This window comes from Sporosarcina sp. Y352, assembly GCF_056786535.1.
The window spans coordinates 158,628-180,537 of sequence record NZ_JBXCJE010000004.1 but is presented as its reverse complement, the minus strand read 5'-3'; the positions used below and the strand labels follow the sequence as shown (position 1 = coordinate 180,537).

Below are 21,910 nucleotides of genomic sequence, written 5' to 3'. Positions count from 1 at the left end.
CGGGGGATTTTTATTTGGCAAAAAACAGGAGGAAAACAACATGAAGAAGATTTGGCAATTGGGATTGACGGCTGTCTTTGCAGTATTCCTGCTAGCAGCATGCGGAGAGACTGCGACAGAAGATAAGCCGAAAGTGGACGAAACACCGAATGCGGAAGAGGTTAAAGCTGATTTTCCAATGACACTAACGGACGCGGTTGGCAATGAAATCACACTTGAAAAAGCACCGGCAACAATCGTTTCGATGATGCCAAGCAATACAGAAATATTATTTGGACTTGGTCTTGCTGATGAAATCGTCGGCGTCAACGACTACGATGATTATCCCGAAGAAGTACTTGAAAAAGAGAAAATCGGCGGCCAGGAATTCAACGTCGAAAAAATCGTTTCGATGAAACCTGAAATCGTTTTTGCACATGAATCAGGACTTGGAATGGGCGAGGAAGGACTGCAACAAATCCGTGATGCAGGAATCACTGTTTTTGTTGTGAAAAATGCATTAAACTTTGATGAAACTTATACGACGATTGAAACAATTGGTAAAGCGACTGGAAAAACAGTGGAAGCAGAAAAAATCGTTAAGGACATGAAAGCGAAAGTCGAAGAAGTGATAGCGAAGACAGCAAACGTCGAAAATAGAAAGACAGTTTTCGTTGAAACATCACCAGCTCCGGAAATTTACACACCAGGTAAAAATACATTCATGGATCAAATGCTTGAAATGATTGGCGCGGAAAATATCGCGGCCGATCAAGAAGGTTGGTTCATGATAGATTCGGAAGAAATCGTCAACCGCAATCCAGATGTGATTATTGTGTTATATGACTACATCGAAACGGCCGTCGCAGATGTTTATGCACGTCCAGGTTTTGATTCTATTACGGCTATTCAGGAAGAAGCTGTTATTCAAGTTAAAGAGAATATCACTAGCCGCACAGGCCCGCGTCTAGCTGACGGACTTGAAGATTTAGCGAAAGCCATTTACCCTGAGGCATTTGGTGAGTAAATCCAGCGTTGCCTACATCGTTTCTGCTGCCGCACTTATTGTGGCGGCATGGCTCGGTGTGTCAATCGGGTCTGTGAAAATACCGATTAGTACGTTATGGAATGCTGGGGCGGATGCAACAGCTTCAAACATATTGTGGGAGATTCGCATGCCGCGTGTGGTACTGTCTGGGCTTGTAGGCGCATCGCTCGCGATATCTGGAGCGGCTTTCCAGGGGTTGTTGAAAAACCCGCTTGCTGACCCCTATACCCTCGGAGTGTCATCCGGCGCCTCGGTCGGTGCTGTGATGACGCTCTTTTTTGGTATTTCCATTCCGTTTTTAGGCACTTATACGCTTCCTGTATTCAGTATGGTCGGTGCTGCACTGACAATGTTCCTTGTGCTCGGATTCGCACGTCTCGTGGACCGTGCAATGAGGATGGAAACAATTATTTTAACTGGAATTATTTTTGGTTCATTCCTCGGTTCTGTCTTGTCATTGATGATTGCGCTTACTGGAGAAGAGTTGCGGCAAATTATTGGTTGGCTTCTCGGCAGTGTATCGATGCGGGGCTGGAATTACATAACGATGATATTGCCGTTTGTTGTCATCGGGTCCTTCATGTTGTGGCTGAACCGCCGCGAATTAAATGCGATGCTATTCGGGGAAGAACGGGCGCATTACTTAGGCGTCAATGTGAAACGACGCAAATTCAGTATTTTAATCGGAGGATCCATCCTTACCGGTTCTGCAGTCGCAGTGTCAGGTACGATTGGGTTTGTTGGGCTCGTAGTTCCGCATATGACAAGATTATTATGGGGTTCGGATCACCGCCACCTACTGCCGTTATCATTCATGAATGGTGCGACATTGCTTATCATTTGTGATCTGATTGCACGGACAATTATTGCGCCGACGGAACTTCCGGTTGGTGTAATTACTGCCTTTATCGGTGCGCCGGTTTTCGCATTCATCTTTTATAAACAACGAAGGGCAGGAGGAATGTGACATGTTAAACGTCGAAAATCTTTCCGGCGGTTACGGCAAAGAACCTATTGTGCAATCGGTGACGTTCCATGTCCGTAAAGGGGAGGTACTTGGAATACTCGGTCCAAACGGTAGCGGAAAATCAACGCTATTAAAAATGATTTCTGGCATTCTCCCGAAGGAAACGGGTTCTGTCCAAATTGAAGGACAAGATGCATCGAGTTACTCACAAAAAGAATTCGCCAGAAAAGTGGCAGTTCTGCCACAACTGAATGCCCATACATTTTCCCACACTGTGCGTGAAACGGTAGAACTGGGGCGTTATCCACATCAGTCAGGGTTATTTTCTTCGTGGTCGGATGAAGACGAGCGTGCTGTTACGGAAGCGTTAAGCAGTATGGAAATCACGCGTTACGCCGGGAGCGCAATTGAATTGCTATCGGGCGGTGAACAACAGCGCGTTTTCGTCGCGCAAGCGCTAGCTCAGGAAGCACCGATTCTATTGCTCGATGAACCGACAAATCACTTGGATATCGCGCATCAGCAACAACTTCTGGACACGATTCGTAAACAGGCCATCGATAAAGGCCTGACAGTCATTTCTGTATTCCATGACATCAACTTGGCGTCGTTATACTGCGATCGACTGCTGTTGATGAATAAAGGGGAAATCGTTAAAATCGGTGCACCGCAGGATGTCGTGAAAGAAGGAGAAATCGAGTCTGTTTATGGCGCGCGTGTCAAATCACAGCCTCATCCTGAACTACCGAAGCCTCAAATTACATTGTTGCCAGACACGAATGAAGAAATGAAACCTTTTACCATCGTAAGAGAAGACTTTTCGATATCATCAAACTATGTTGCGCTCAGAACACACCATCCGTTGAAAACAATCTCTTCTGCAGTCCACAATGCTGGAATGGGTTGGTATCGATCGTTTGTTAATCGGCATGTTGACGCTGATTACAATGTAGATGATGTCAAAGCTGAAAATGCATCTTATCTCGAGAGTCAAGGTTTTCATCTGGCGGAAACGGTCGGTATGATGACTGCTGTCACAACGGAGCATGCAGAAGTCAAGGAATACAAAGGCGATTTCGGCACGATCCTAATTGCGGTTACAGCCGGAGTCGGGAATGCTGTAGACGTTTCGCAAGCACTTACGCGTGACGAAAAACCCCGCGTTGGTACGATTAATACTTGGGTGATCATCAATGGTCAATTGCCAGACGAAGCATTTATCCAAGCGATGATTACTGCAACGGAAGCGAAAGTGAAAGCACTTCAAACGGAATCGATTCTGGATCCACTCACAGGCACAACTGCGACGGGAACTTCAACAGATAGCCTGCTTGTTGCGTCGACTCAGCAAGGCGAATTTCTTCCGTATGCAGGTCCAATCACGGAACTAGGGAAACTGATTGGCCATGGTGTCTATGACTGCACAGTGACGGCAATCCGTGCATACAAAAAGGCGAAAGGGTGGACGACGTGATTCCTGCACACTTTATGGCCATCGCTATTGGTTTTCTGCTAGACAGGGTAATTGGGGATCCCCCGAAATGGCCGCATCCCGTCCGCTGGATTGGGACGTTCATTTCCAAAATGGCAGCAGTTTTGAATAAAGGACGATTCCGTACATTGAAAGGGGCATTTACACTTTTCCTCACCGTCGGAATTGTTTTGTCCATTGTATTTTTTTTGGTTGGAATGGCTTATCAATTCAACCTCTACATAGGGATTCTTGTAGAATCAGTACTCATCGCCATCGGGCTTGCACAGAAGAGTTTACGGGAAGCAGCGCTAGACGTTTATCTCCCGCTTAATGAGAATGACTTACCAGCGGCACGAACGAAATTGTCTTGGATAGTTGGTCGTGACACCGATAAATTGAAAGAAAGCGGTATCGTACGCGGTGCTGTGGAAACGGTGTCCGAAAACATTGCGGATGGTGTCACATCCCCTTTATTCTGGGCTTTTTTACTTGGAGCACCCGGACTCTGGATGTACAAAGCGGTGAACACACTCGATTCGATGATTGGTTACAAAGACGAGCGTTTCGAGAAATTCGGGAAGTTTTCCGCCCGCGCAGACGATCTATTGAATTTCATCCCGGCACGCATAACGGGTTTATTAATCATTTTATATGCGCCGAATAAAGGCAAGATACCTTTCGGGAAACGGTTTTCCGGATGGAGTAAGGATGCAAGAAAACATCCAAGCCCGAACAGCGGATTTTTAGAAGCGGCAACAGCATGGCAACTTGGCGTTACACTTGGCGGAGCGAGTACCTATCAGAAAGTCCTATCAAAGCGTCCAGAACTCGGCCCAGGAAACAGTACACTGACGGCAATACATATCAAACAAACCATTACACAGATGCATGTCGTGTCTTTCATTTTTTGGATGGTACTAACAATGATTGGAGTGGTATTCTATGCAGTTGCCTGAACACGGTGCAAATCCGCACAGCGTATACGTAAAACTAGGCATACAACCGCCTGCACAGTTACTCGATTTCAGTGAAAATGTTAATCCAGCAGGACCTCCTGAATCCATTACACAGATGTGGCCGGATTTACTCGGAAGTCTGACGGCTTATCCGAATCCGGAAGGGGAGCCGTTCCTATCCGCGGCAGCAGATTATCACGGCGTTTCGACGGATTATGTATTTGCAGGAAACGGGGCAGCCGAACTGCTAGCTCTTCTGGCAAATCGATATCAAGGGAAGAAGGCAATCGTCGTACACCCCACATTTTCGGAATACGAGGCGACACTCACAGCAAAAAAAGTGGAGATTATTCGGGTTCACGCTTCGGAAGAGAACGAATTTAACTTACCGTTGAATGAGATTCTCCTTGCCATGAAATCAGCGTCTGTCTTATACCTTTGCACACCGAACAACCCGACCGGAATGATGCCGACGCGTGCGGAGTTAAAGGAGATTATTGACCACGGGGCTGAACTAGAATGTGACGTCGTATTAGACGAGGCCTTTATCGATTTCGTCGATGAATCCCTTTCCTCCATTCAAGCAATCAAGCACTATCCACATGTTTTAGTCGTGCGCTCAATGACGAAAATGTATGCGATTCCGGGAATTCGACTCGGCTATGTAGTGGCGAGTCCGAAAGTTATTCAGGAAATTAAAGCGCTGGCTCCGCATTGGAACGTTAATGGGTTAGCGGCTCAAATTGGAGCGGTTTGTTTACGAGAAGCATCATTCCGAGAGCATGCGATTAGGCATAGTAATTACGAGCGGGAGAAGATGACCTTATTTTTAATGGATAAGGGGTGCGCCGTTACAGATTCCACCACGAATTTTATTTCATTCAGACCTGGGGTAGGGCAGGATGCAAGGAAACTTTACAAAGACATGCTGTTACGGGGAATTGTTCTCCGTCATTCCGAAAACTTTCGAGGAATGGACGGAAGCTGGTTGCGCATTGGCATGAAAAACGAAGCTTCCATGAATCGCTTAAAGGAGGAGTTGTCGCAATGGTTCGCGGAAAACTGACGTTTGTAAGCGGCGGTGTGCGAAGTGGGAAGAGTGCTTACGCGGAGAAATCACTTGTAGATGAGGTGCGCAAAAGCGGAGGACGCCTTGTCTATATTGCATCCGGTACCGCAACCGACTTGGAAATGCAGGCGCGAATCGAGCGGCACATAGTCGATCGTATTGCTCATAATTGGAAGACGTTTGAACAGCCCACTAAGTTGGAAGACGTATTGCCATCTATCCATTCAGGGGATTGTATTCTTTGGGACTGCGCGACGACGTGGCTTGCAAACGAGTTATATGTTGGCTGGGATTTAGGACAACCTTGTATCGAACAAAAAGGGTGTATGGAACAGAAGGAAGAGCAACTGTACATAACAATCGACGCACTCTTGTCGAAAGTTGCTCATCTGATAATCGTTTCGAATGAAGTCTTTGATGAACTTCCGACAGAATACACTGAAACAGAAATCTATCGAAAATGGCTGGGATCTATCCACCAAAAGTTTGTCGCAAAAGCGGATAGAGCGATAGAAATGGACTATGGTATTCCGGTCGTATGGAAAAATGAACGGCGGGAGTTGACGGGATGAGAGGACTAATTGTTCTGGGGACAGCATCAGATTCCGGAAAAACAATGATTTGTACAGCGCTTTGCCGTATTTTATCCGACGAAGGTGTTCAAGTGACACCATTCAAATCTCAAAACATGTCCGGTTTTTCTGCAATAACGGAAAATGGACAAGAGATGAGTCGTGCGCAATATTTACAAGCAACGGCCGCCCGAACGATACCGTCCATTTACATGAACCCGATTTTACTAAAACCGGTAGCGGACATGAAATTAGAAGTCCTCTTTTTTGGGAAGAAATTTGGTCCTGTAGCTGGAATGGCATATCGAGAACAATTTTTCACCCGTGGAATCGAAGCAATTCAAACGTCACTGGCCAAACTTTCGGAAATGTATGAAACAGTTATCATCGAAGGCGCGGGAAGTCCTGCTGAAGTGAATCTCAATGACAGAGAAATTGTCAATATGCGTGTAGCGGAAATCGCGGATGTGCCGGCTGTTTTGGTGGCAGATATCGATCGAGGTGGTGCCATTGCTTCGATTGTGGGTACGTTACAACTCTTGCAACCCGAACACCGTGCGCGCGTCAAAGCAATTATTATCAACAAATTCCATGGCGATGTCTCGTTGTTCCAAGATGGAATTGAATTCATCGAAACCTACACGGGCATTCCGGTGGCGGGCGTTATTCCTTTTAAAGTCGATCATGGCATCGAAGAGGAAGATATGGACCGACCAGTTATGGAAGCGCCCGCGGGAGTCGACGTCTACGATGCGTGGGCAAGTCATGTCAAATCACATCTCAACTGGCCGCTGATGAAAAAAGTGATTTCACAATCCGGTGGGACACAATGAACGGATTATTGCTTGCCGTACAGTTTTTCACCGCAATTCCCATACGAAAAGAATTGCCACTTGGCCGGAAAGAAGTGACGGCAATGTATGTCGCGCTTCCGTTTGTCGGAGCGGTAATTGGACTTGCGATGTACGGCGTGTCAGAACTCCTATTGAATGATTTGCAAATAGGCACATTTCTGGCGGCTGTGTTGGTTGTTTTGACGGGTATCCTATTGACGGGCGGTTTACATTTGGATGGCTGGGCGGATGCGGGCGATGCATTCTTTTCATACAAAGACCGTGAAAAACGGTTGGAAATTCTAGATGACCCACGCCTTGGTGCATTTGGAACGATGGCGCTCGTTTTACTAATCATTCTAAAAATCGCTTTGTTCAATGAAATCTTAATGCGTGAAATAGGAAATGGTGCATTATTTATAGCCATCCCTTTTCTAGCGAGAGCTGCTATGAATCTGTATTTCACGACTGTACGACCCGCGAAAGATACAGGGATCGCGCACTTCTTTAAAGGGAATATGTCATCAAAATCGGTCATTGGATGGACGTTACTCGGCAGTATTGTGATTTTAGTAGGAATCGGATTTTTGATGAACATGGTAATTCCCGCTACCCTCGCGGTTGTGCTCATAGTCGCATTGTTCATATACCGCAGATGGACAGTGAAACATTTCGGAGGTGTTAGTGGTGACTTGTGCGGTGCATTCATTGAAGGGGCGGAGGCGCTTTTATGGCTCACAGTCTTGTGCTTTATCTGATTCGGCATCTCCCAACTTTAGGCAATCAACAGCGTAAGTACATTGGCTGGACGGATGAACCCATTGTGGAAACGAGCGAACGGAGATGGATGCTACCGGACATGCCGCAACACGTATACGGTAGCGATCTTCTTCGCGCAAAACAAAGTGCGGCACTCTATTTCCCACAAGCTAATTTTCAAGCAGATACTAGTTGGCGAGAATGTAATTTTGGTGTGTTTGAAGGGAAAACGTACGCGGAACTTGAAAAGAACATGAACTATAGGAATTGGATTGACGATCCCTATGCGATTGCGCCTTTAAACGGGGAAAGTTTGGCGGATGTAGAAACGCGTGTAGTTGCAGCGCTGAAACAATTGCCGAACAAATCGGTTGTTGTCACGCATGGCGGACCAATCCGTGCAATTCTAACGAAGTTTTCACCTGAGGCAAAAGAGTTCTGGTCGTGGAATGTCCCCCACGGAACAGGGTACCGGCTTGAATGGGAAAGTGACAATGCATTCGAGGAGGGGAAAGTATGCACGTATTTATCGGCGGTGCCCATAACGGCAAGCGGGACTATGTGAAAAAGTGGCTGACGGAACGTGGTAAACACAATGTTCAATGGTTCGAAGGGAATTGTCCTGAAGCTAGTAATCCAGTCAATCCGGATGCTACCCAAACAATCGTTGTAGCCGGAATTGAGAAGTGGCTAGCTGAAACGAAATTGCCGGAGGAAGTGGCAGTTGAATATGTAATGAAGAGCGTATCGCTACAACAGGATACAGTACTTATTTTAACCGATATTGGACGGGGAATTGTTCCGATAGATGCAAACCAGCGAAGGTTAAGAGATACTGTAGGCCGGCTTTATCAGCGGTTGCTCGCGGAAGCGGATGACGTGACACGAATTTGGTACGGCCTTGCAAAACCACTAAAGAAAAGGGGAGATTTTAAATGAAGATTTATACACGTACTGGGGATAAAGGACAAACGAGTCTAATTGGAGGACGCGTCGACAAAGACAGTCTTCGAGTTGAAGCATACGGCACGATGGATGAATTGAATTCATTCGTAGGGAAGGCAATGACGGAACTAGATCCTGCAATTTTTGCAGATATGCTGACAGATTTAGAAGCCATTCAAAATGAATTATTCGATGGCGGAGGCGACTTAGCAAACGTTATGAAAGAACGTCATTATAAATTAGCCGAAGAACCGGTGGAAGTACTTGAACAACGTATTGATGCACTCATGGAAGAAGCGCCGCCTTTGGAAAAGTTCATCTTACCGGGTGGAACACCTGCTGCCGCAACGCTTCATATTGCGCGAACTGTCGCGAGACGTGCTGAACGCCAAACAGTTTCGCTTTTGAAAGCTGAAGAAGATGTGCCGGCAGTCGTCCAACGCTATTTGAACAGACTTTCCGACTATCTTTTTGTCGCTGCACGCATTGCGAATTCACGGGTAAATGTGCCTGATAATGAGTATGTAAGAAGCGCGAAAGTGTTCAGAACTGACAAGAAAAAGGAGGATTAAACGATGCAGTTGAAAAAGCTGACATTGACAGCGTTGTTTGTCGCACTTTGTGTCGTTGGCGGAATGATAAAAATCCCGTCTGGCATCGGTTCGTTGGCACTCGATACGGTTCCGGCGCTTATCTCGGCTGCCTTTCTTCCACCCGTCTTCTCGGGGGTAGCCGCAATGCTCGGGCACACAGCCTCTGCAATGTATGCGGGTTTTCCTTTAGGTCCATTTCACGTGCTCATTGCACTTGAAATGTTCGTCATTGTTATCATCTTTGCACGTCTGCATAAAGCGGAGCGCCCGATTGCGAAATGGCTATTTTTCATAGTGGCAAATGGTTTGATTGCGCCGCTACCATTTTATTTCCTAATTTCACCAGCATTTTTCATAGGAGCAGTTCCGTTCCTATTGCTTGCTACAATCGTCAACGCAGTTGTGGCGGCGGTTGTCATGCCGTCACTTCAGCATATCGTGACTGGGCGCTTGGGTGTTCTTAAGTGAGGAATGCCATTGATATCGGAAATGGCATGATCGCGACGACCGATAATTCGGGCGGTATTGGTGAAAAACCAGGTGATCTCGTTACTGTGCCAGACAGAATCACGGCATACTTTGCTGCTCGCGTGACGCTGCTCGAGCAATGGGCAACGCGAGCGGAACCTATTACGATTCTAATTCATAATTTTAGCGGCAGTGACAGTTGGGAAAATTATGTGGCTGGTGTGACGGATTTATTTCTTGAAGCAGGGCTTGAAGTGCCGTCAATTAGCGGCAGTTCGGAAACGAATATGGAGCTGGTCCAATCAGCAATGGCAGTGACGATGATTGGGAAGCGAGTAGAGGCCCCAGCTACAGAAAGAGTTGCCTGGTTTACATACGGTAAGCCCCTAGTCGGGGATGAAGTGCGGGAACAAGCGGAAGAAATTGCATCTGTTTCCCTCATTCACGAGGCGATGAAAAAGGGAATCGTCCATCAAATCTGGCCAGTCGGCTCAAGCGGCATTTTAGAAGAAGTCCGTTTGTTAACCGGAATAAAAGACGCGCGCATTGAAACTGTTTTAGATCCACTGAAATCAGCGGGTCCGTCAACAGTCGTCCTCCTCGCCATTCCAGAAACGAAAATAAAGGAGGCCGCAACGTTTTTCGGTCCGCTATTGAATCAATTAAAAATAATTACTTGAAACCTGTAGATTTCTTGCAGGTTTTTTCTGTGATTAAGAAGTGGAATCGTATATTCGGCGCGAGCTACCGCCCGAATCCAACATGCAACCGCCCAATCCCGGCCCCCAACCGCCTGAATTCCACCCCGAACCACCCACCCATCAGCAAACAAACCAAAACCGAAACTAAATTTCTATCTAATCTAAAAATATCTGTTGACTGAATGCTCATTCATAATTAAAATAGAAAATAGACATCGACAAGAATACTATTTTCGACTACACTGTCTATAATATTCAAACAATTTAAGGGGGGGAGAATATATGCATCCATTGCTTATTGCCAATTGGATTCTGTTTTTCGCAGTCGTGGCCTATGCGCTTGCACTGTTCACACATTTAATTCGAACACGGATTCAATTTATCAAACTGGGGAAGAAAGAAGAATTTGATAATAATGTCTCCGAACGACTACGTAAAATCTGGGTGTACGTATTCGGACAAAAGAAACTATTAAAAGATAAAAAAAGTGGAGCGATCCACCTCATGTTTTTCTACGGGTTTTTACTCGTGCAATTCGGGGCCATCGATCTTATCTGGAAAGGGTTAAAGCCGGGATCTCACTTACCATTCGGTCCACTTTATCCTGCTTTTACATTTTTCCAAGAAATCGTTGCATTAACGATTCTCGTTGCGGTTGTGTGGGCATTCCATCGCCGTTATATCGAGAAACTTGTCCGTCTGAAACGCGGATGGAAATCGGGACTTGTTCTGATTTTCATTGGGGGGCTTATGGTTTCGACGTTACTTGCAAACGGTATGAACATGATTTGGCAAGGACATGCAGCGTCATGGACTGAACCAATTGCATCTGCAATTGCCATGATTTTCAGCTTTATGCCGGAAACTGGGGCAGCCGTCATATTCTTTATTGCTTGGTGGATTCATCTATTAATCTTACTAACATTCCTTGTCTATGTGCCGCAATCGAAACACGCGCACTTGATTGCAGGGCCTGCCAACGTTTATTTTCACCGTCTTGACCATGCGGGCAGATTAAAGCCAATCGACTTCGAAGCATTGGAAAATGTGGAAGATGGAGAAGAAATGCCGCCGCTTGGAGTAGGGAAGATTACTGACTTTACACAGCTGCAAATGATTGACTTATACGCTTGCGTCGAATGTGGACGCTGTACGAATATGTGTCCAGCGACAGGGACTGGTAAAATGCTGTCCCCGATGGACTTGATCACAAAACTTCGTGATAACTTAACCAATACGGGTGCACTTGTCACGAAGAAGAATCCGTGGGTGCCAGCGCTCGCATTCAACAAAACAAAAGGTAACCAGATTGCATTTGCAGCCGGACTTGAAGGCGCAACAATGGACGATATCTATAACCCGTCCCTAATCGGCGATATTATCACTGAAGAGGAAATCTGGGCATGTACAACTTGCCGTAACTGTGAAGACCAATGTCCAGTTATGAATGAGCACGTTGATAAAATCATCGACCTTCGCCGTTACCTTGTGATGACAGAAGGGAAAATGGACCCGGATGCACAACGCGCGATGACAAACATCGAACGTCAAGGAAATCCTTGGGGGCTGAACCGTAAAGAAAAAGAAAACTGGAGAGATGCACGTCCAGATCTTCAAATTCCAACGGTTAAAGAATTGAAGAAAGCGGGTGAAGAATTCGAGTACCTGTTCTGGGTAGGCTCGATGGGTTCATTCGACAATCGTTCACAAAAAATCGCCTTATCCTTTGTACATCTCATGAACGAAGCAGGCATCAAGTTCGCTATTCTAGGCAATAAAGAAAAGAACTCAGGAGATACGCCGCGTCGTCTGGGGAATGAGTTTTTATTCCAAGAACTGGCTACATCCAACATCGATGAGTTCGAAAAAGCGGGCGTCACAAAAATTGTTACGATTGACCCGCATGCGTACAATATTTTTAAAAACGAATACCCGGACTTCGGATTTAAAGCGGAAGTCGTCCATCATACAGAAATGCTATACGAACTTGTGGTTCAAGGGAAATTGAAACCGGAACATGCCATCAATGAAACAATCACATTCCATGATTCATGTTATCTGGGTAGATACAACGACGTTTATGATCCGCCGCGTGAAATTCTCAAAGCGATTCCAGGAGTTGAGCTTGTTGAGATGAAGCGTAATCGCGAAGACGGCATGTGCTGTGGAGCGGGTGGAGGACTAATGTGGATGGAAGAAGATTCAGGCCACCGCATTAACGTTGCCCGAACTGAACAAGCGCTTGAAGTGAGTCCGGGAATCATTTCGTCTGGCTGCCCTTACTGCCTGACAATGCTATCAGACGGAACGAAAGCAAAAGAAGTCGAAGAAACGGTCGGTACGTACGACATCGCTGAATTGCTGGAGCGTTCCATTTTCGGTGAAAACTGGAGTCCTGTTCTAGCAGAAGAAGTAGAGTCAATTTTGCAATAAATCATTGCGGAACAGACAATACTGTCGTACAATTAATAGAATAAGAACTATGAATTACCAATAAAAAGGAGTGGAAACACTCCTTTTTATTTGAATATTAACCGAGCGAGCGTTCAGTCGTTCGATGTAAATGAAAAATGAAAGCGGCTACACCAACTACAAAGGGGCGATAAGGGAATGGGAAGAACAGTTATCTTGAGCGGGGCACGTACGCCATTTACAAAGTTAGGCGGAGCATTAAAATCGATGACAGCAAGCGATCTCGGAGGTATTGCCATCAAAGGGGCATTGAGCCGCGCGGATGTAAAACCGGAAGAAATCGGTGAAGTGATTATTGGAACAGTATTACAAGCGGGGCAAGGACAAATTCCATCAAGACAAGCTGCAACGAAGGCAGGACTGCCATGGTCTGTGAAAACGGAAACCATTAACAAAGTTTGTGCATCGGGCATGCGAAGCGTAACACTTGGCGATCAGTTAATTCGTCTGGGGGACGAAGAAGTAATTGTTGCAGGTGGAATGGAATCGATGTCTTGCGCTCCTTACTACGTACCAAAAGCACGATACGGACTGAAAATGGGCGATGCAGAACTGATTGACGGTTTGATTTACGATGGACTTTCTTGTTCATTCTCACCTAAGCGCGTCCATATGGGCACATACGGCAATGCGACTGCAGAAGAATTCGCATTAACGCGCGAAGCACAAGATGCGTGGTCACTGCGCAGTCATGAACGTGCACTTAAAGCAATTGATTCGGGCTTGTTCGCAAAAGAAATCATTCCCGTAGAGGTCCCGCAGCGTAAAGGTGAGCCCGTTTTAGTTGATACGGATGAAGCACCACGCCGTACGACATCTCTCGAATCACTCGCGAAATTGCGTCCGGTATTTGGCAAAGACGGTACTATTACGGCAGGAAACGCACCTGGCGTTAACGACGGTGCATGTGCACTGATTCTGATGAATGAAGAGCGTGCCCTGAAAGAAGGGAAAACACCTCTTGCGACAATTATCGGCCATGCAGAAGTTGCCATTGAACCGGAAAACTTCCCGCAAACACCTGGACTTGTCATCAATGCATTACTTGAAAAAACAGGTAAGAAACTAGAAGACATAAAGTTATTTGAAATAAATGAAGCATTTGCAGCAGTTGCGCTAGCAAGCACGCAAATTGCGGAGTTAGATCCTGAAAAAGTAAACGTCAACGGCGGGGCGGTTGCGCTAGGTCATCCAATCGGAGCGAGTGGAGCGCGTATTATCCTGACACTTGCACATGAATTGAAACGTCAAGGCGGCGGCATTGGTATCGCAGCGATTTGTTCAGGCGGAGGCCAAGGCGACGCGATCATGATTGAAGTAGCTAAATCAGAATAATACGGAGGAGGAATCGACCAAATGGCTATTAAAAAGATAATGGTTATCGGAGCAGGACAGATGGGTGGAGGCATTGCTCAAGTTTGTGCACAAGCGGGCTTCGACGTGAAATTGAATGATATCAAAGAAGAATCCTATGTTAAAGGACTTGCGGTCATTACGAAAAACCTTTCACGCAACGTTGAAAAAGGACGTATGACGGAAGATGAAAAATCTGCCGTTCTCGGACGCATCACAAAATCACTCGATCTACAAGACGCATCAGACGTAGATATTGTCATCGAAGCAGCTGTTGAAAACATGGCCATTAAAAAGTCGATTTTTGAAAAGTTGGATGAAATTGCACCGCAACATGCAATCCTCGCATCTAATACATCATCTCTTCCAATTACTGAAATTGCGGCGGCGACAAAACGTCCTGAACAAGTGATTGGCATGCACTTCATGAATCCGGTTCCTGTTATGAAACTTGTTGAAATCATACGGGGTCTGGCAACAGCTGACGAAGTATACAAAGCAGTCGAAGAAATGACTGTGAAATTATCAAAAACACCGGTTGAAGTGAATGACTTTCCTGGATTTGTCGCAAACCGCATACTTATGCCGATGATTAACGAAGCAATTTACACGCTCTATGAAGGCGTTGCAACTGAAGAAGCAATTGACGAAGTGATGAAACTTGGCATGAATCACCCAATGGGACCACTACAACTAGCAGATTTCATCGGACTCGACACATGCTTGTATATTATGGAAACCTTGCACGAAGGATTCGGCGACTCAAAATATCGCCCATGTCCGCTACTTAGAAAGTATGTTAAAGCAGGATGGCTAGGGAAGAAATCAGGCCGAGGATTCTACGTTTACGAATAACTAACGCTTTCAATATAAAGGGGAAATTATAATGGATTTATCATTCACCGAAGAACAGCAGATGATGCGCGACATGGTAATAAACTTTGCGAAAACCGAAATTGAACCGTTCATTCCACGTATGGAAGCTGGGGAATTTCCACGTGAAATCTTGAAGAAAATGGGCGGTCTCTGTTTAATGGGCATTACCGTTCCTGAAGAATACGGCGGAGCGGGCATGGATTTCATCTCGTATATTAGCGCTATCCATGAACTATCGAAAGTCAGCGCGGTTGTGGGTGTTATTCTTTCCGTTCATACTTCAGTCGGTACAAATCCGATTATCTATTTCGGTAACGACGAACAAAAAAGTCGTTACCTTCCCAAACTAGCGAGCGGCGAATACCTTGGTGCATTCTGTCTGACAGAAGCTTCTTCTGGTTCTGATGCGGGATCACTTAAAACACGCGCCGTCAAAAAAGAGGACCACTACGTCTTAAACGGGTCTAAAATGTTCATTACAAACGGTGGAGAAGCAGATGTCTACATCGTCTTCGCAGTGACAGATCCAACAAAAGGGACTTACGGAATATCCGCATTCATTGTAGACAAAGACACTCCGGGTCTCGTAATTGGGAAAGATGAACAAAAAATGGGGCTTCACGGATCACGAACAGTAGAGTTGTCGTTTGATCAAATGAAAGTTCCTGCGATAAACCTACTGGGCAAAGAAGGCGAAGGATTCAAAATTGCGATGGCGAATCTTGACGTGGGTCGCATCGGTATCGCAGCGCAAGCACTTGGAATCGCTGAAGCCGCACTTGAAGCAGCAACAGATTACGCGAAACAACGCGTCCAATTCGGTAAACCAATTGCCGCTCAACAGGGCGTAGGATTCAAACTGGCAGACATGGCCACCGCAGTCGAATCGGCGAAATTGCTCGTATACCGGGCTGCACAACTACGCGCAGAAGGACTGCCTTGCGGAAAAGAAGCATCGATGGCTAAATTGTTCGCATCACGAGCGGCAGTGGAAGGCTCGATTGAAGCGGTACAAGTGTTTGGTGGCTACGGTTATACTGAAGATTATCCAGTCGAACGTTATTTCCGTGATGCAAAAGTGACGGAAATCTATGAAGGTACAAGCGAAATTCAACGCATTGTCATTAGTAAACATTTGATGAAGTGACTTATAAAAATACGCCAACACAAAATACCAAATAAGGTGGGAAACCCAATGAACTTTAAATTATCCGAGGAACACGAAATGATTCGCAAAATGGTTCGCGATTTCGCAGAAAAAGAAGTTGCACCAACTGCAGCTGAACGCGATGAAGAAGAACGTTTTGACATGGATATCTTCAAGAAAATGGCTGAACTCGGCCTGACGGGTATTCCTTGGCCAGAAGAATACGGCGGCATTGGCAGTGACTTCCTTGCTTATTGTATCGCTGTAGAAGAATTGTCACGCGTCTGTGCTTCAACAGGAGTTACACTTTCCGCACATACATCACTTGCAGGCTGGCCTGTATTCAAATACGGTACGGAAGAACAGAAACAGCAATACCTTCGACCAATGGCAGAAGGTACGAAAATGGGCGCATACGGCTTAACTGAACCAAGTTCGGGTTCTGATGCAGGTGGCATGCGCACTTCTGCAAAACGAGACGGGGACGATTACGTCTTGAATGGCTCTAAAATCTTCATCACAAACGGCGGAATTGCAGACATATACATCGTCTTCGCGGTCACTGACCCAGATTCAAAACATAAAGGCACAAGCGCATTCATCGTAGAAAAAGACTTCCCAGGCTTCTCAGTTGGGAAAAAAGAGCGGAAACTCGGAATTCGTTCATCGCCTACAACTGAAATAATGTTTGACAATTGCCGTGTACCAAAAGAAAACCTTCTTGGCGAAGAAGGACAGGGCTTCATAATCGCGATGAAAACACTCGATGGCGGTCGTAACGGAATCGCTGCACAAGCAGTTGGAATTGCACAAGGTGCACTTGATGCATCCGTTGACTATGCAAAAGAACGCGTTCAGTTCGGTAAACCGATTGCAGCAAACCAAGGCATCGGATTTAAATTGGCAGACATGGCGACAGCGACAGAAGCTTCACGACTGCTGACTTACCAAGCAGCTTGGCTAGAGTCGAATGACTTACCATACGGTAAAGCATCGGCAATGGCGAAATTGATGGCTGGAGATACAGCGATGAAAGTTACGACAGACGCTGTTCAAGTATTCGGCGGCTATGGTTATACAAAAGATTATCCGGTTGAGCGATACATGCGTGATGCGAAAATTACGCAGATTTACGAAGGAACGCAAGAAATTCAGCGTCTCGTCATCTCCCGTATGCTAACTAAATAAGCTAGGGAGGAGTATTAGGATGAACAAAAGAGAAGTGAAATCGTCTGTCAAAGATGAAAGTTTGATTGAAAAACGGCGTGAACAGATGATCCATGGTGCGGTGAAACTATTTAAAGAGAAAGGGTTCCATCGAGCAACGACCCGTGAAATCGCGAAAGCAGCGGGGTTCAGCATCGGAACGCTTTATGAATACATTCGCACGAAAGAAGATGTGCTCTATCTAGTCTGCGACAGCATTTATAACGAAGTGCACGATCGCCTATCCGCCCTGCCTATTAAGGAAGGAACTGTGGAAGGTCTAAAAGTGGCCATTGATCAGTATTTCCATTTGATAGACGATATGTCGGATGAATTCGTTGTCATGTACCAAGAAACGAAATCGTTGCCAAAAGATGCCTTGCAATACGTCTTAACGAAAGAAATGGAAATGGCCGCCTTGTTCGAAAATCTTCTGCAGGCATGTGCAAAGTCGGGGGAACTGCGCATTGCGGAAGAAGAAATCGGAATTGCAGCACATCATATCGTCGTTCAAGGTCAGATGTGGGCATTCCGCAGATGGGCTTTGCAAAAAAACTATAAAATAGAAGATTATATCCGCGTTCAAACGGATCAGCTATTCAAGGGGTTAATCGGGGGATAGATTAAAAAACGACAATCTAAATGGTTGAATGTTCATAAGGCGCCATGTACTCACATAATTCATGAACCTCGAATTGTTTGAGTACCTGGCACCTATATCAGAAGGGGTGTTCTATATATGGAAACAGTTGAGATTTACAAACCGAAACACCATATCCGGTTCGTTACAGCGTCGAGTCTTTTCGATGGACATGATGCATCCATTAATATTATGCGTCGCATTTTACAAGCAAGCGGAGCTGAGGTCATTCACCTGGGTCACAATCGCTCTGTTGAAGAAGTGGTCAATGCCGCAATTCAGGAAGACGTCCAAGCAATCGCAATGTCATCGTACCAGGGTGGGCACGTTGAATACTTCAAATACATGTATGATCTTCTTCAGGAAAAAGGGGCTCCGCACATCCACATTTACGCAGGTGGCGGCGGAGTAATTATCCCGAAGGAAATTAAAGAGCTGCATGATTATGGCATCACATGGATCTTTTCACCGGAAGACGGGCGCAAAATGGGCCTACAAGGGATGATTAACCGGATGATGGAACAATGTGATTTCCTTACAGAAACAGATAACGAAATGGAAAACCTTGAAAAAGTTAGTGCTAGTCAGCCGGAAATACTTGCGAATTTAATTACTTATGCGGAAGAAATGTACGGTAAAAACGATCCGCAAGCGACTGCCGTTCTTGAAAAAGCACGTACGCTATCTAAAAACACACCGATTCTCGGAATTACAGGAACGGGTGGGGCAGGGAAAAGTTCGTTAACTGACGAGCTCATTCGCCGCTTCCTCCACGAACTGCCCGAGAAAAAAGTAGCGATTCTATCCATCGACCCGACGAAACAGAAAACGGGTGGTGCTTTGTTAGGGGACCGAATTCGCATGAATGCCATCTTCAACAAACGTGTATTCATGAGAAGTCTTGCGACACGCGGTTCTCGTACGGAACTTTCCGGTGCCATTAAAGATGTATTAGACATCGTCAAAACAGCCGGATTCGACCTGATTGTGATTGAAACAAGCGGAATAGGTCAAGGCGATGCAGAAATTACAGAAGTATCCGATGCTTCGATGTATGTTATGACAAGTGAATTCGGCGCGCCGACACAACTTGAAAAGATTGACATGATTGACTTCGCGGACCTCATCGTCATCAATAAATTCGAACGTAAAGGCTCTGAAGATGCACTGCGCCAAGTGCAAAAACAGTATCAGCGCAGTCATCTTCTCTGGGATAAAAACTTAGATACAATGCCGGTCTATGGCACAATCGCTAGCCAGTTCAATGATAAAGGGACGAATTCGCTTTTCGCGGCACTTGTAAATGTGCTGAATGAAAAATGTGATCTTGACTGGGAAACTTCGTATGGACAATTTGTAAAAACACAAAAACAAAATGTAATCATACCGAACGATCGTCAGCAATACTTACGGGAAATTTCCGATACAGTCCGCGGTTACCATAAAAAGTCCATCGTGCAGGAAACACTGGCTCGCAAACTCTTCCAGCTTGAAGGAGCCATTCAAACGGTCAACGAACAGGCACCGGATGATGCACTCGTAACTTCGCTGCAAACACTTGCGGAGGGCATTAAGGAAGAATTGACGGCGGAATCGAAACGTATTCTAGCAAACTGGGAAAAGTTGAAAGAAGCCTATGCGGGTGATGAATTCATCACAAAAGTGCGCGATAAAGAACTGCGAACCGCTTTGACGACAACGAGCCTTTCTGGATTGAAAATACCGAAAGTCGCATTGCCGAAATTCAAGGATTATGGGGAAATTCTTCGTTGGGTGTATGCAGAGAACGTTCCGGGATCGTATCCCTATACAGCAGGCGTATTCCCGTTCAAACGTGAAGGGGAAGATCCAAAACGTCAATTCGCAGGAGAAGGAACGCCTGAACGGACGAACCGTCGTTTTCACTATTTATCAAAAGATGACGACGCAAAGCGTCTATCAACAGCATTCGACTCTGTGACTTTGTACGGAGAAGACCCAGATGAACGCCCGGATATTTATGGGAAAGTCGGGGAATCGGGGGTCAGTATCTGTACGCTTGAAGACATGAAAAAGCTATATGAAGGGTTTGACTTGTGCGCACCGGCAACATCCGTTTCGATGACCATCAACGGTCCAGCTCCTATCATTCTAGCAATGTTCATGAATACGGCTATTGATCAGCAAGTGCGCATCAATGAGGAAAAACTTGGTCGTGCTTTGACAGTTGAAGAGTTTACAGAGGTCAAAGAGGGAACACTGCAAGCCGTGCGCGGTACGGTACAAGCAGATATTCTGAAAGAGGACCAAGGACAAAACACATGTATCTTTTCGACTGAATTTGCACTGCGTATGATGGGGGATATCCAACAGTACTTCATCGACCAAAAAGTGCGTAACTATTACTCGGTATCGATTTCGGGTTACCATATCGCTGAAGCAGGCGCGAATCCCATTTCACAATTGGCTTTCACTTTATCAAACGGCTTCACGTACGTGGAATATTACTTGAGCCGCGGCATGAATATCGATGATTTTGCTCCGAACTTGTCGTTCTTCTTCTCGAACGGACTCGATCCGGAATACACGGTAATCGGCCGAGTTGCTCGCCGCATTTGGGCTGTGGCAATGCGCGAGAAATACGGCGCAAACGAACGCAGCCAAAAGTTGAAGTACCATGTCCAAACATCCGGGCGCAGCTTGCACGCACAGGAAATTGATTTTAACGATATCCGTACTACGTTACAAGCACTTATGGCTCTGCAGGACAACTGTAACTCGCTACACACGAATGCTTACGACGAAGCAATTACAACACCAACGGAAGAATCAGTCCGTCGTGCAATGGCAATTCAAATGATCATTACAAGCGAACACGGTCTATCCAAAAACGAAAACCCGCTCCAAGGGGCATTCATCGTCGAAGAATTGACGGACCTCGTCGAAGAAATGGTCCTACAGGAATTCGAAAGCCTCAACGACCGCGGCGGCGTGCTCGGTTCAATGGAAACACAATACCAACGCGGAAAAATTCAAGAAGAATCCATGCACTATGAAATGAAAAAACATTCAGGAGAATTGCCAATCATCGGCGTCAACACCTACCTGAACCCGAACCCACCATCTTCAGAAGACGTCGACAACATGGAAATCGCACGTGCCACACAACAAGAAAAAGAAACACAAATCATCAACTTACGTGCATTCAAAACAAAACACGAAGACCAAACCGAAGCAGCCTTACAAAAACTAAAAGAAGTAGCAGTCTCAGGCGGCAACATCTTCGAACAACTAATGGACTCAGTAAGAGTAGCAAGCCTAGGCCAAATCACAAACGCCCTCTACGAAGTAGGCGGGCAATATAGAAGGAATATGTAGTAAGAAAAGCGGAAGCGGCCGTTTAGCCTCGACAGGCGCTTCAGGTTATCTGAAAAAGGCGCCCTTTGCCTTTATCAGATAACCTGAAGCGACCCGAGAGGCTGGCCGCTGCAGCTAGACAATACGAAAAGCGGAAGGCGCCGCTAAGACGCGCCAGGTAGGCGGGATGAAGTTCAATCCCGCCCTGCTGGAGGGGCAACTGAAAAAGGCGCCCTTTGCCTTTATCAGTTGGCTTGAAGCGACCCGAGCGTCTGGTCGCTGCAGCTGGCCAACAAAGGAACACTACACGACCTACAACTTGTAGGTCTAAAGCAGACACAAATCCGTGCAAACTTCGGTTAGCACGGATTTTCTTGTCATATTAAGCATTAATACCTGCATACATTCTAAATACTTTTCGTTTTATTGGATATTGGCTGTTATTTCCACGTATAATGGGTAGAATGGCTGGAAGGGGTGCAGGGATGAAAATGTATCACCATGTAATAATCATAG

Annotated in this window: 20 protein-coding genes; all 20 read left to right on the top strand. The window is 45.9% G+C overall.

The window, feature by feature from the left end; genetic code table 11:
- Nucleotides 1-40: 40 nt before the first annotated feature.
- The 20 genes from AC1TO6_RS08430 (at nucleotide 41) to icmF (ending at nucleotide 21,415) form a co-directional block, all read left to right on the top strand.
- Nucleotides 41-1,006 carry an ABC transporter substrate-binding protein gene (locus tag AC1TO6_RS08430; RefSeq protein ID WP_482101158.1) on the top strand — a complete coding sequence of 322 codons (966 nt, stop codon included), beginning with the start codon at nucleotides 41-43 and terminating at the stop codon, nucleotides 1,004-1,006.
- Complete coding sequence (locus AC1TO6_RS08425; protein WP_482101157.1) at nucleotides 999-1,994, top strand: FecCD family ABC transporter permease; 996 nt, start codon at nucleotides 999-1,001, stop codon at nucleotides 1,992-1,994. Before AC1TO6_RS08430 ends, AC1TO6_RS08425 begins: the two co-directional genes overlap by 8 nt.
- A gap of 1 nt (nucleotide 1,995) precedes the next feature.
- Entirely contained in the window at nucleotides 1,996-3,468 is a 1,473-nt protein-coding gene (locus tag AC1TO6_RS08420) for an adenosylcobinamide amidohydrolase (protein ID WP_482101156.1), read from the top strand.
- On the top strand, nucleotides 3,468-4,424 hold the full coding sequence (gene cbiB, locus AC1TO6_RS08415) for an adenosylcobinamide-phosphate synthase CbiB (RefSeq protein WP_482101404.1): 957 nt from the start codon (nucleotides 3,468-3,470) through the stop codon (nucleotides 4,422-4,424). Before AC1TO6_RS08420 ends, cbiB begins: the two co-directional genes overlap by 1 nt.
- A complete protein-coding gene (locus AC1TO6_RS08410; RefSeq protein WP_482101155.1) occupies nucleotides 4,411-5,490 on the top strand; it encodes a pyridoxal phosphate-dependent aminotransferase in 1,080 nt (359 codons plus the stop codon). Before cbiB ends, AC1TO6_RS08410 begins: the two co-directional genes overlap by 14 nt.
- On the top strand, nucleotides 5,472-6,065 hold the full coding sequence (locus tag AC1TO6_RS08405; protein WP_482101154.1) for a bifunctional adenosylcobinamide kinase/adenosylcobinamide-phosphate guanylyltransferase: 594 nt from the start codon (nucleotides 5,472-5,474) through the stop codon (nucleotides 6,063-6,065). The genes AC1TO6_RS08410 and AC1TO6_RS08405 overlap by 19 nt, the downstream gene beginning before the upstream one ends.
- Nucleotides 6,062-6,898 (top strand): cobyric acid synthase, encoded by an 837-nt coding sequence (locus AC1TO6_RS08400; protein ID WP_482101153.1) that lies wholly within the window; start codon nucleotides 6,062-6,064, stop codon nucleotides 6,896-6,898. The genes AC1TO6_RS08405 and AC1TO6_RS08400 overlap by 4 nt, the downstream gene beginning before the upstream one ends.
- The gene (gene cobS, locus AC1TO6_RS08395; RefSeq protein WP_482101152.1) at nucleotides 6,895-7,656 is read left to right on the top strand and encodes an adenosylcobinamide-GDP ribazoletransferase; all 762 of its coding nucleotides are present in this window, start codon (nucleotides 6,895-6,897) and stop codon (nucleotides 7,654-7,656) included. Before AC1TO6_RS08400 ends, cobS begins: the two co-directional genes overlap by 4 nt.
- Nucleotides 7,629-8,222, top strand: coding sequence for a histidine phosphatase family protein (locus tag AC1TO6_RS08390; protein WP_482101151.1), 594 nt, complete (start codon nucleotides 7,629-7,631; stop codon nucleotides 8,220-8,222). The genes cobS and AC1TO6_RS08390 overlap by 28 nt, the downstream gene beginning before the upstream one ends.
- Nucleotides 8,174-8,596 carry a bifunctional adenosylcobinamide kinase/adenosylcobinamide-phosphate guanylyltransferase gene (locus tag AC1TO6_RS08385; protein ID WP_482101150.1) on the top strand — a complete coding sequence of 141 codons (423 nt, stop codon included), beginning with the start codon at nucleotides 8,174-8,176 and terminating at the stop codon, nucleotides 8,594-8,596. Before AC1TO6_RS08390 ends, AC1TO6_RS08385 begins: the two co-directional genes overlap by 49 nt.
- A complete protein-coding gene (locus AC1TO6_RS08380; protein WP_482101149.1) occupies nucleotides 8,593-9,174 on the top strand; it encodes a cob(I)yrinic acid a,c-diamide adenosyltransferase in 582 nt (193 codons plus the stop codon). The genes AC1TO6_RS08385 and AC1TO6_RS08380 overlap by 4 nt, the downstream gene beginning before the upstream one ends.
- 3 nt (nucleotides 9,175-9,177) lie before the next feature.
- Nucleotides 9,178-9,663: an ECF transporter S component gene (locus AC1TO6_RS08375; protein WP_482101148.1), complete on the top strand. Its 486-nt coding sequence runs from the start codon at nucleotides 9,178-9,180 to the stop codon at nucleotides 9,661-9,663.
- The gene (locus AC1TO6_RS08370) at nucleotides 9,660-10,343 is read left to right on the top strand and encodes a hypothetical protein (RefSeq protein WP_482101147.1); all 684 of its coding nucleotides are present in this window, start codon (nucleotides 9,660-9,662) and stop codon (nucleotides 10,341-10,343) included. Before AC1TO6_RS08375 ends, AC1TO6_RS08370 begins: the two co-directional genes overlap by 4 nt.
- Before the next feature lie 303 nt (nucleotides 10,344-10,646).
- Nucleotides 10,647-12,797 (top strand): (Fe-S)-binding protein, encoded by a 2,151-nt coding sequence (locus tag AC1TO6_RS08365; protein WP_482101146.1) that lies wholly within the window; start codon nucleotides 10,647-10,649, stop codon nucleotides 12,795-12,797.
- Nucleotides 12,798-12,974: 177 nt separating this feature from the next.
- On the top strand, nucleotides 12,975-14,171 hold the full coding sequence (locus AC1TO6_RS08360; RefSeq protein WP_482101145.1) for an acetyl-CoA C-acetyltransferase: 1,197 nt from the start codon (nucleotides 12,975-12,977) through the stop codon (nucleotides 14,169-14,171).
- A gap of 21 nt (nucleotides 14,172-14,192) precedes the next feature.
- Nucleotides 14,193-15,044, top strand: a complete 852-nt coding sequence (locus AC1TO6_RS08355; protein ID WP_482101144.1) for a 3-hydroxybutyryl-CoA dehydrogenase — start codon at nucleotides 14,193-14,195, stop codon at nucleotides 15,042-15,044.
- Nucleotides 15,045-15,075: 31 nt separating this feature from the next.
- Nucleotides 15,076-16,212 (top strand): acyl-CoA dehydrogenase, encoded by a 1,137-nt coding sequence (locus AC1TO6_RS08350; RefSeq protein ID WP_482101143.1) that lies wholly within the window; start codon nucleotides 15,076-15,078, stop codon nucleotides 16,210-16,212.
- Nucleotides 16,213-16,260: 48 nt separating this feature from the next.
- Nucleotides 16,261-17,400, top strand: coding sequence for an acyl-CoA dehydrogenase (locus AC1TO6_RS08345; RefSeq protein WP_482101142.1), 1,140 nt, complete (start codon nucleotides 16,261-16,263; stop codon nucleotides 17,398-17,400).
- A gap of 19 nt (nucleotides 17,401-17,419) precedes the next feature.
- The gene (locus AC1TO6_RS08340) at nucleotides 17,420-18,040 is read left to right on the top strand and encodes a TetR/AcrR family transcriptional regulator (RefSeq protein WP_482101141.1); all 621 of its coding nucleotides are present in this window, start codon (nucleotides 17,420-17,422) and stop codon (nucleotides 18,038-18,040) included.
- 117 nt (nucleotides 18,041-18,157) lie between these two features.
- Complete coding sequence (gene icmF / locus AC1TO6_RS08335; RefSeq protein WP_482101140.1) at nucleotides 18,158-21,415, top strand: fused isobutyryl-CoA mutase/GTPase IcmF; 3,258 nt, start codon at nucleotides 18,158-18,160, stop codon at nucleotides 21,413-21,415.
- The last annotated feature ends 495 nt before the right edge of the window (nucleotides 21,416-21,910 follow it).

Bases quoted from the DNA above. Each gene is read 5' to 3' on its own strand.
- AC1TO6_RS08430 (WP_482101158.1), top strand. From the start codon at position 41: ATGAAGAAGATTTGGCAATTGGGATTGACGGCTGTCTTTGCAGTATTC.
- AC1TO6_RS08420 (WP_482101156.1), top strand. From the start codon at position 1,996: ATGTTAAACGTCGAAAATCTTTCCGGCGGTTACGGCAAAGAACCTATT.
- AC1TO6_RS08410 (WP_482101155.1), top strand. From the start codon at position 4,411: ATGCAGTTGCCTGAACACGGTGCAAATCCGCACAGCGTATACGTAAAA.
- AC1TO6_RS08405 (WP_482101154.1), top strand. From the start codon at position 5,472: ATGGTTCGCGGAAAACTGACGTTTGTAAGCGGCGGTGTGCGAAGTGGG.
- AC1TO6_RS08400 (WP_482101153.1), top strand. From the start codon at position 6,062: ATGAGAGGACTAATTGTTCTGGGGACAGCATCAGATTCCGGAAAAACA.
- cobS (WP_482101152.1), top strand. From the start codon at position 6,895: ATGAACGGATTATTGCTTGCCGTACAGTTTTTCACCGCAATTCCCATA.
- AC1TO6_RS08390 (WP_482101151.1), top strand. From the start codon at position 7,629: ATGGCTCACAGTCTTGTGCTTTATCTGATTCGGCATCTCCCAACTTTA.
- AC1TO6_RS08385 (WP_482101150.1), top strand. From the start codon at position 8,174: ATGCACGTATTTATCGGCGGTGCCCATAACGGCAAGCGGGACTATGTG.
- AC1TO6_RS08380 (WP_482101149.1), top strand. From the start codon at position 8,593: ATGAAGATTTATACACGTACTGGGGATAAAGGACAAACGAGTCTAATT.
- AC1TO6_RS08375 (WP_482101148.1), top strand. From the start codon at position 9,178: ATGCAGTTGAAAAAGCTGACATTGACAGCGTTGTTTGTCGCACTTTGT.
- AC1TO6_RS08365 (WP_482101146.1), top strand. From the start codon at position 10,647: ATGCATCCATTGCTTATTGCCAATTGGATTCTGTTTTTCGCAGTCGTG.
- AC1TO6_RS08360 (WP_482101145.1), top strand. From the start codon at position 12,975: ATGGGAAGAACAGTTATCTTGAGCGGGGCACGTACGCCATTTACAAAG.
- AC1TO6_RS08355 (WP_482101144.1), top strand. From the start codon at position 14,193: ATGGCTATTAAAAAGATAATGGTTATCGGAGCAGGACAGATGGGTGGA.
- AC1TO6_RS08350 (WP_482101143.1), top strand. From the start codon at position 15,076: ATGGATTTATCATTCACCGAAGAACAGCAGATGATGCGCGACATGGTA.
- AC1TO6_RS08345 (WP_482101142.1), top strand. From the start codon at position 16,261: ATGAACTTTAAATTATCCGAGGAACACGAAATGATTCGCAAAATGGTT.
- AC1TO6_RS08340 (WP_482101141.1), top strand. From the start codon at position 17,420: ATGAACAAAAGAGAAGTGAAATCGTCTGTCAAAGATGAAAGTTTGATT.
- icmF (WP_482101140.1), top strand. From the start codon at position 18,158: ATGGAAACAGTTGAGATTTACAAACCGAAACACCATATCCGGTTCGTT.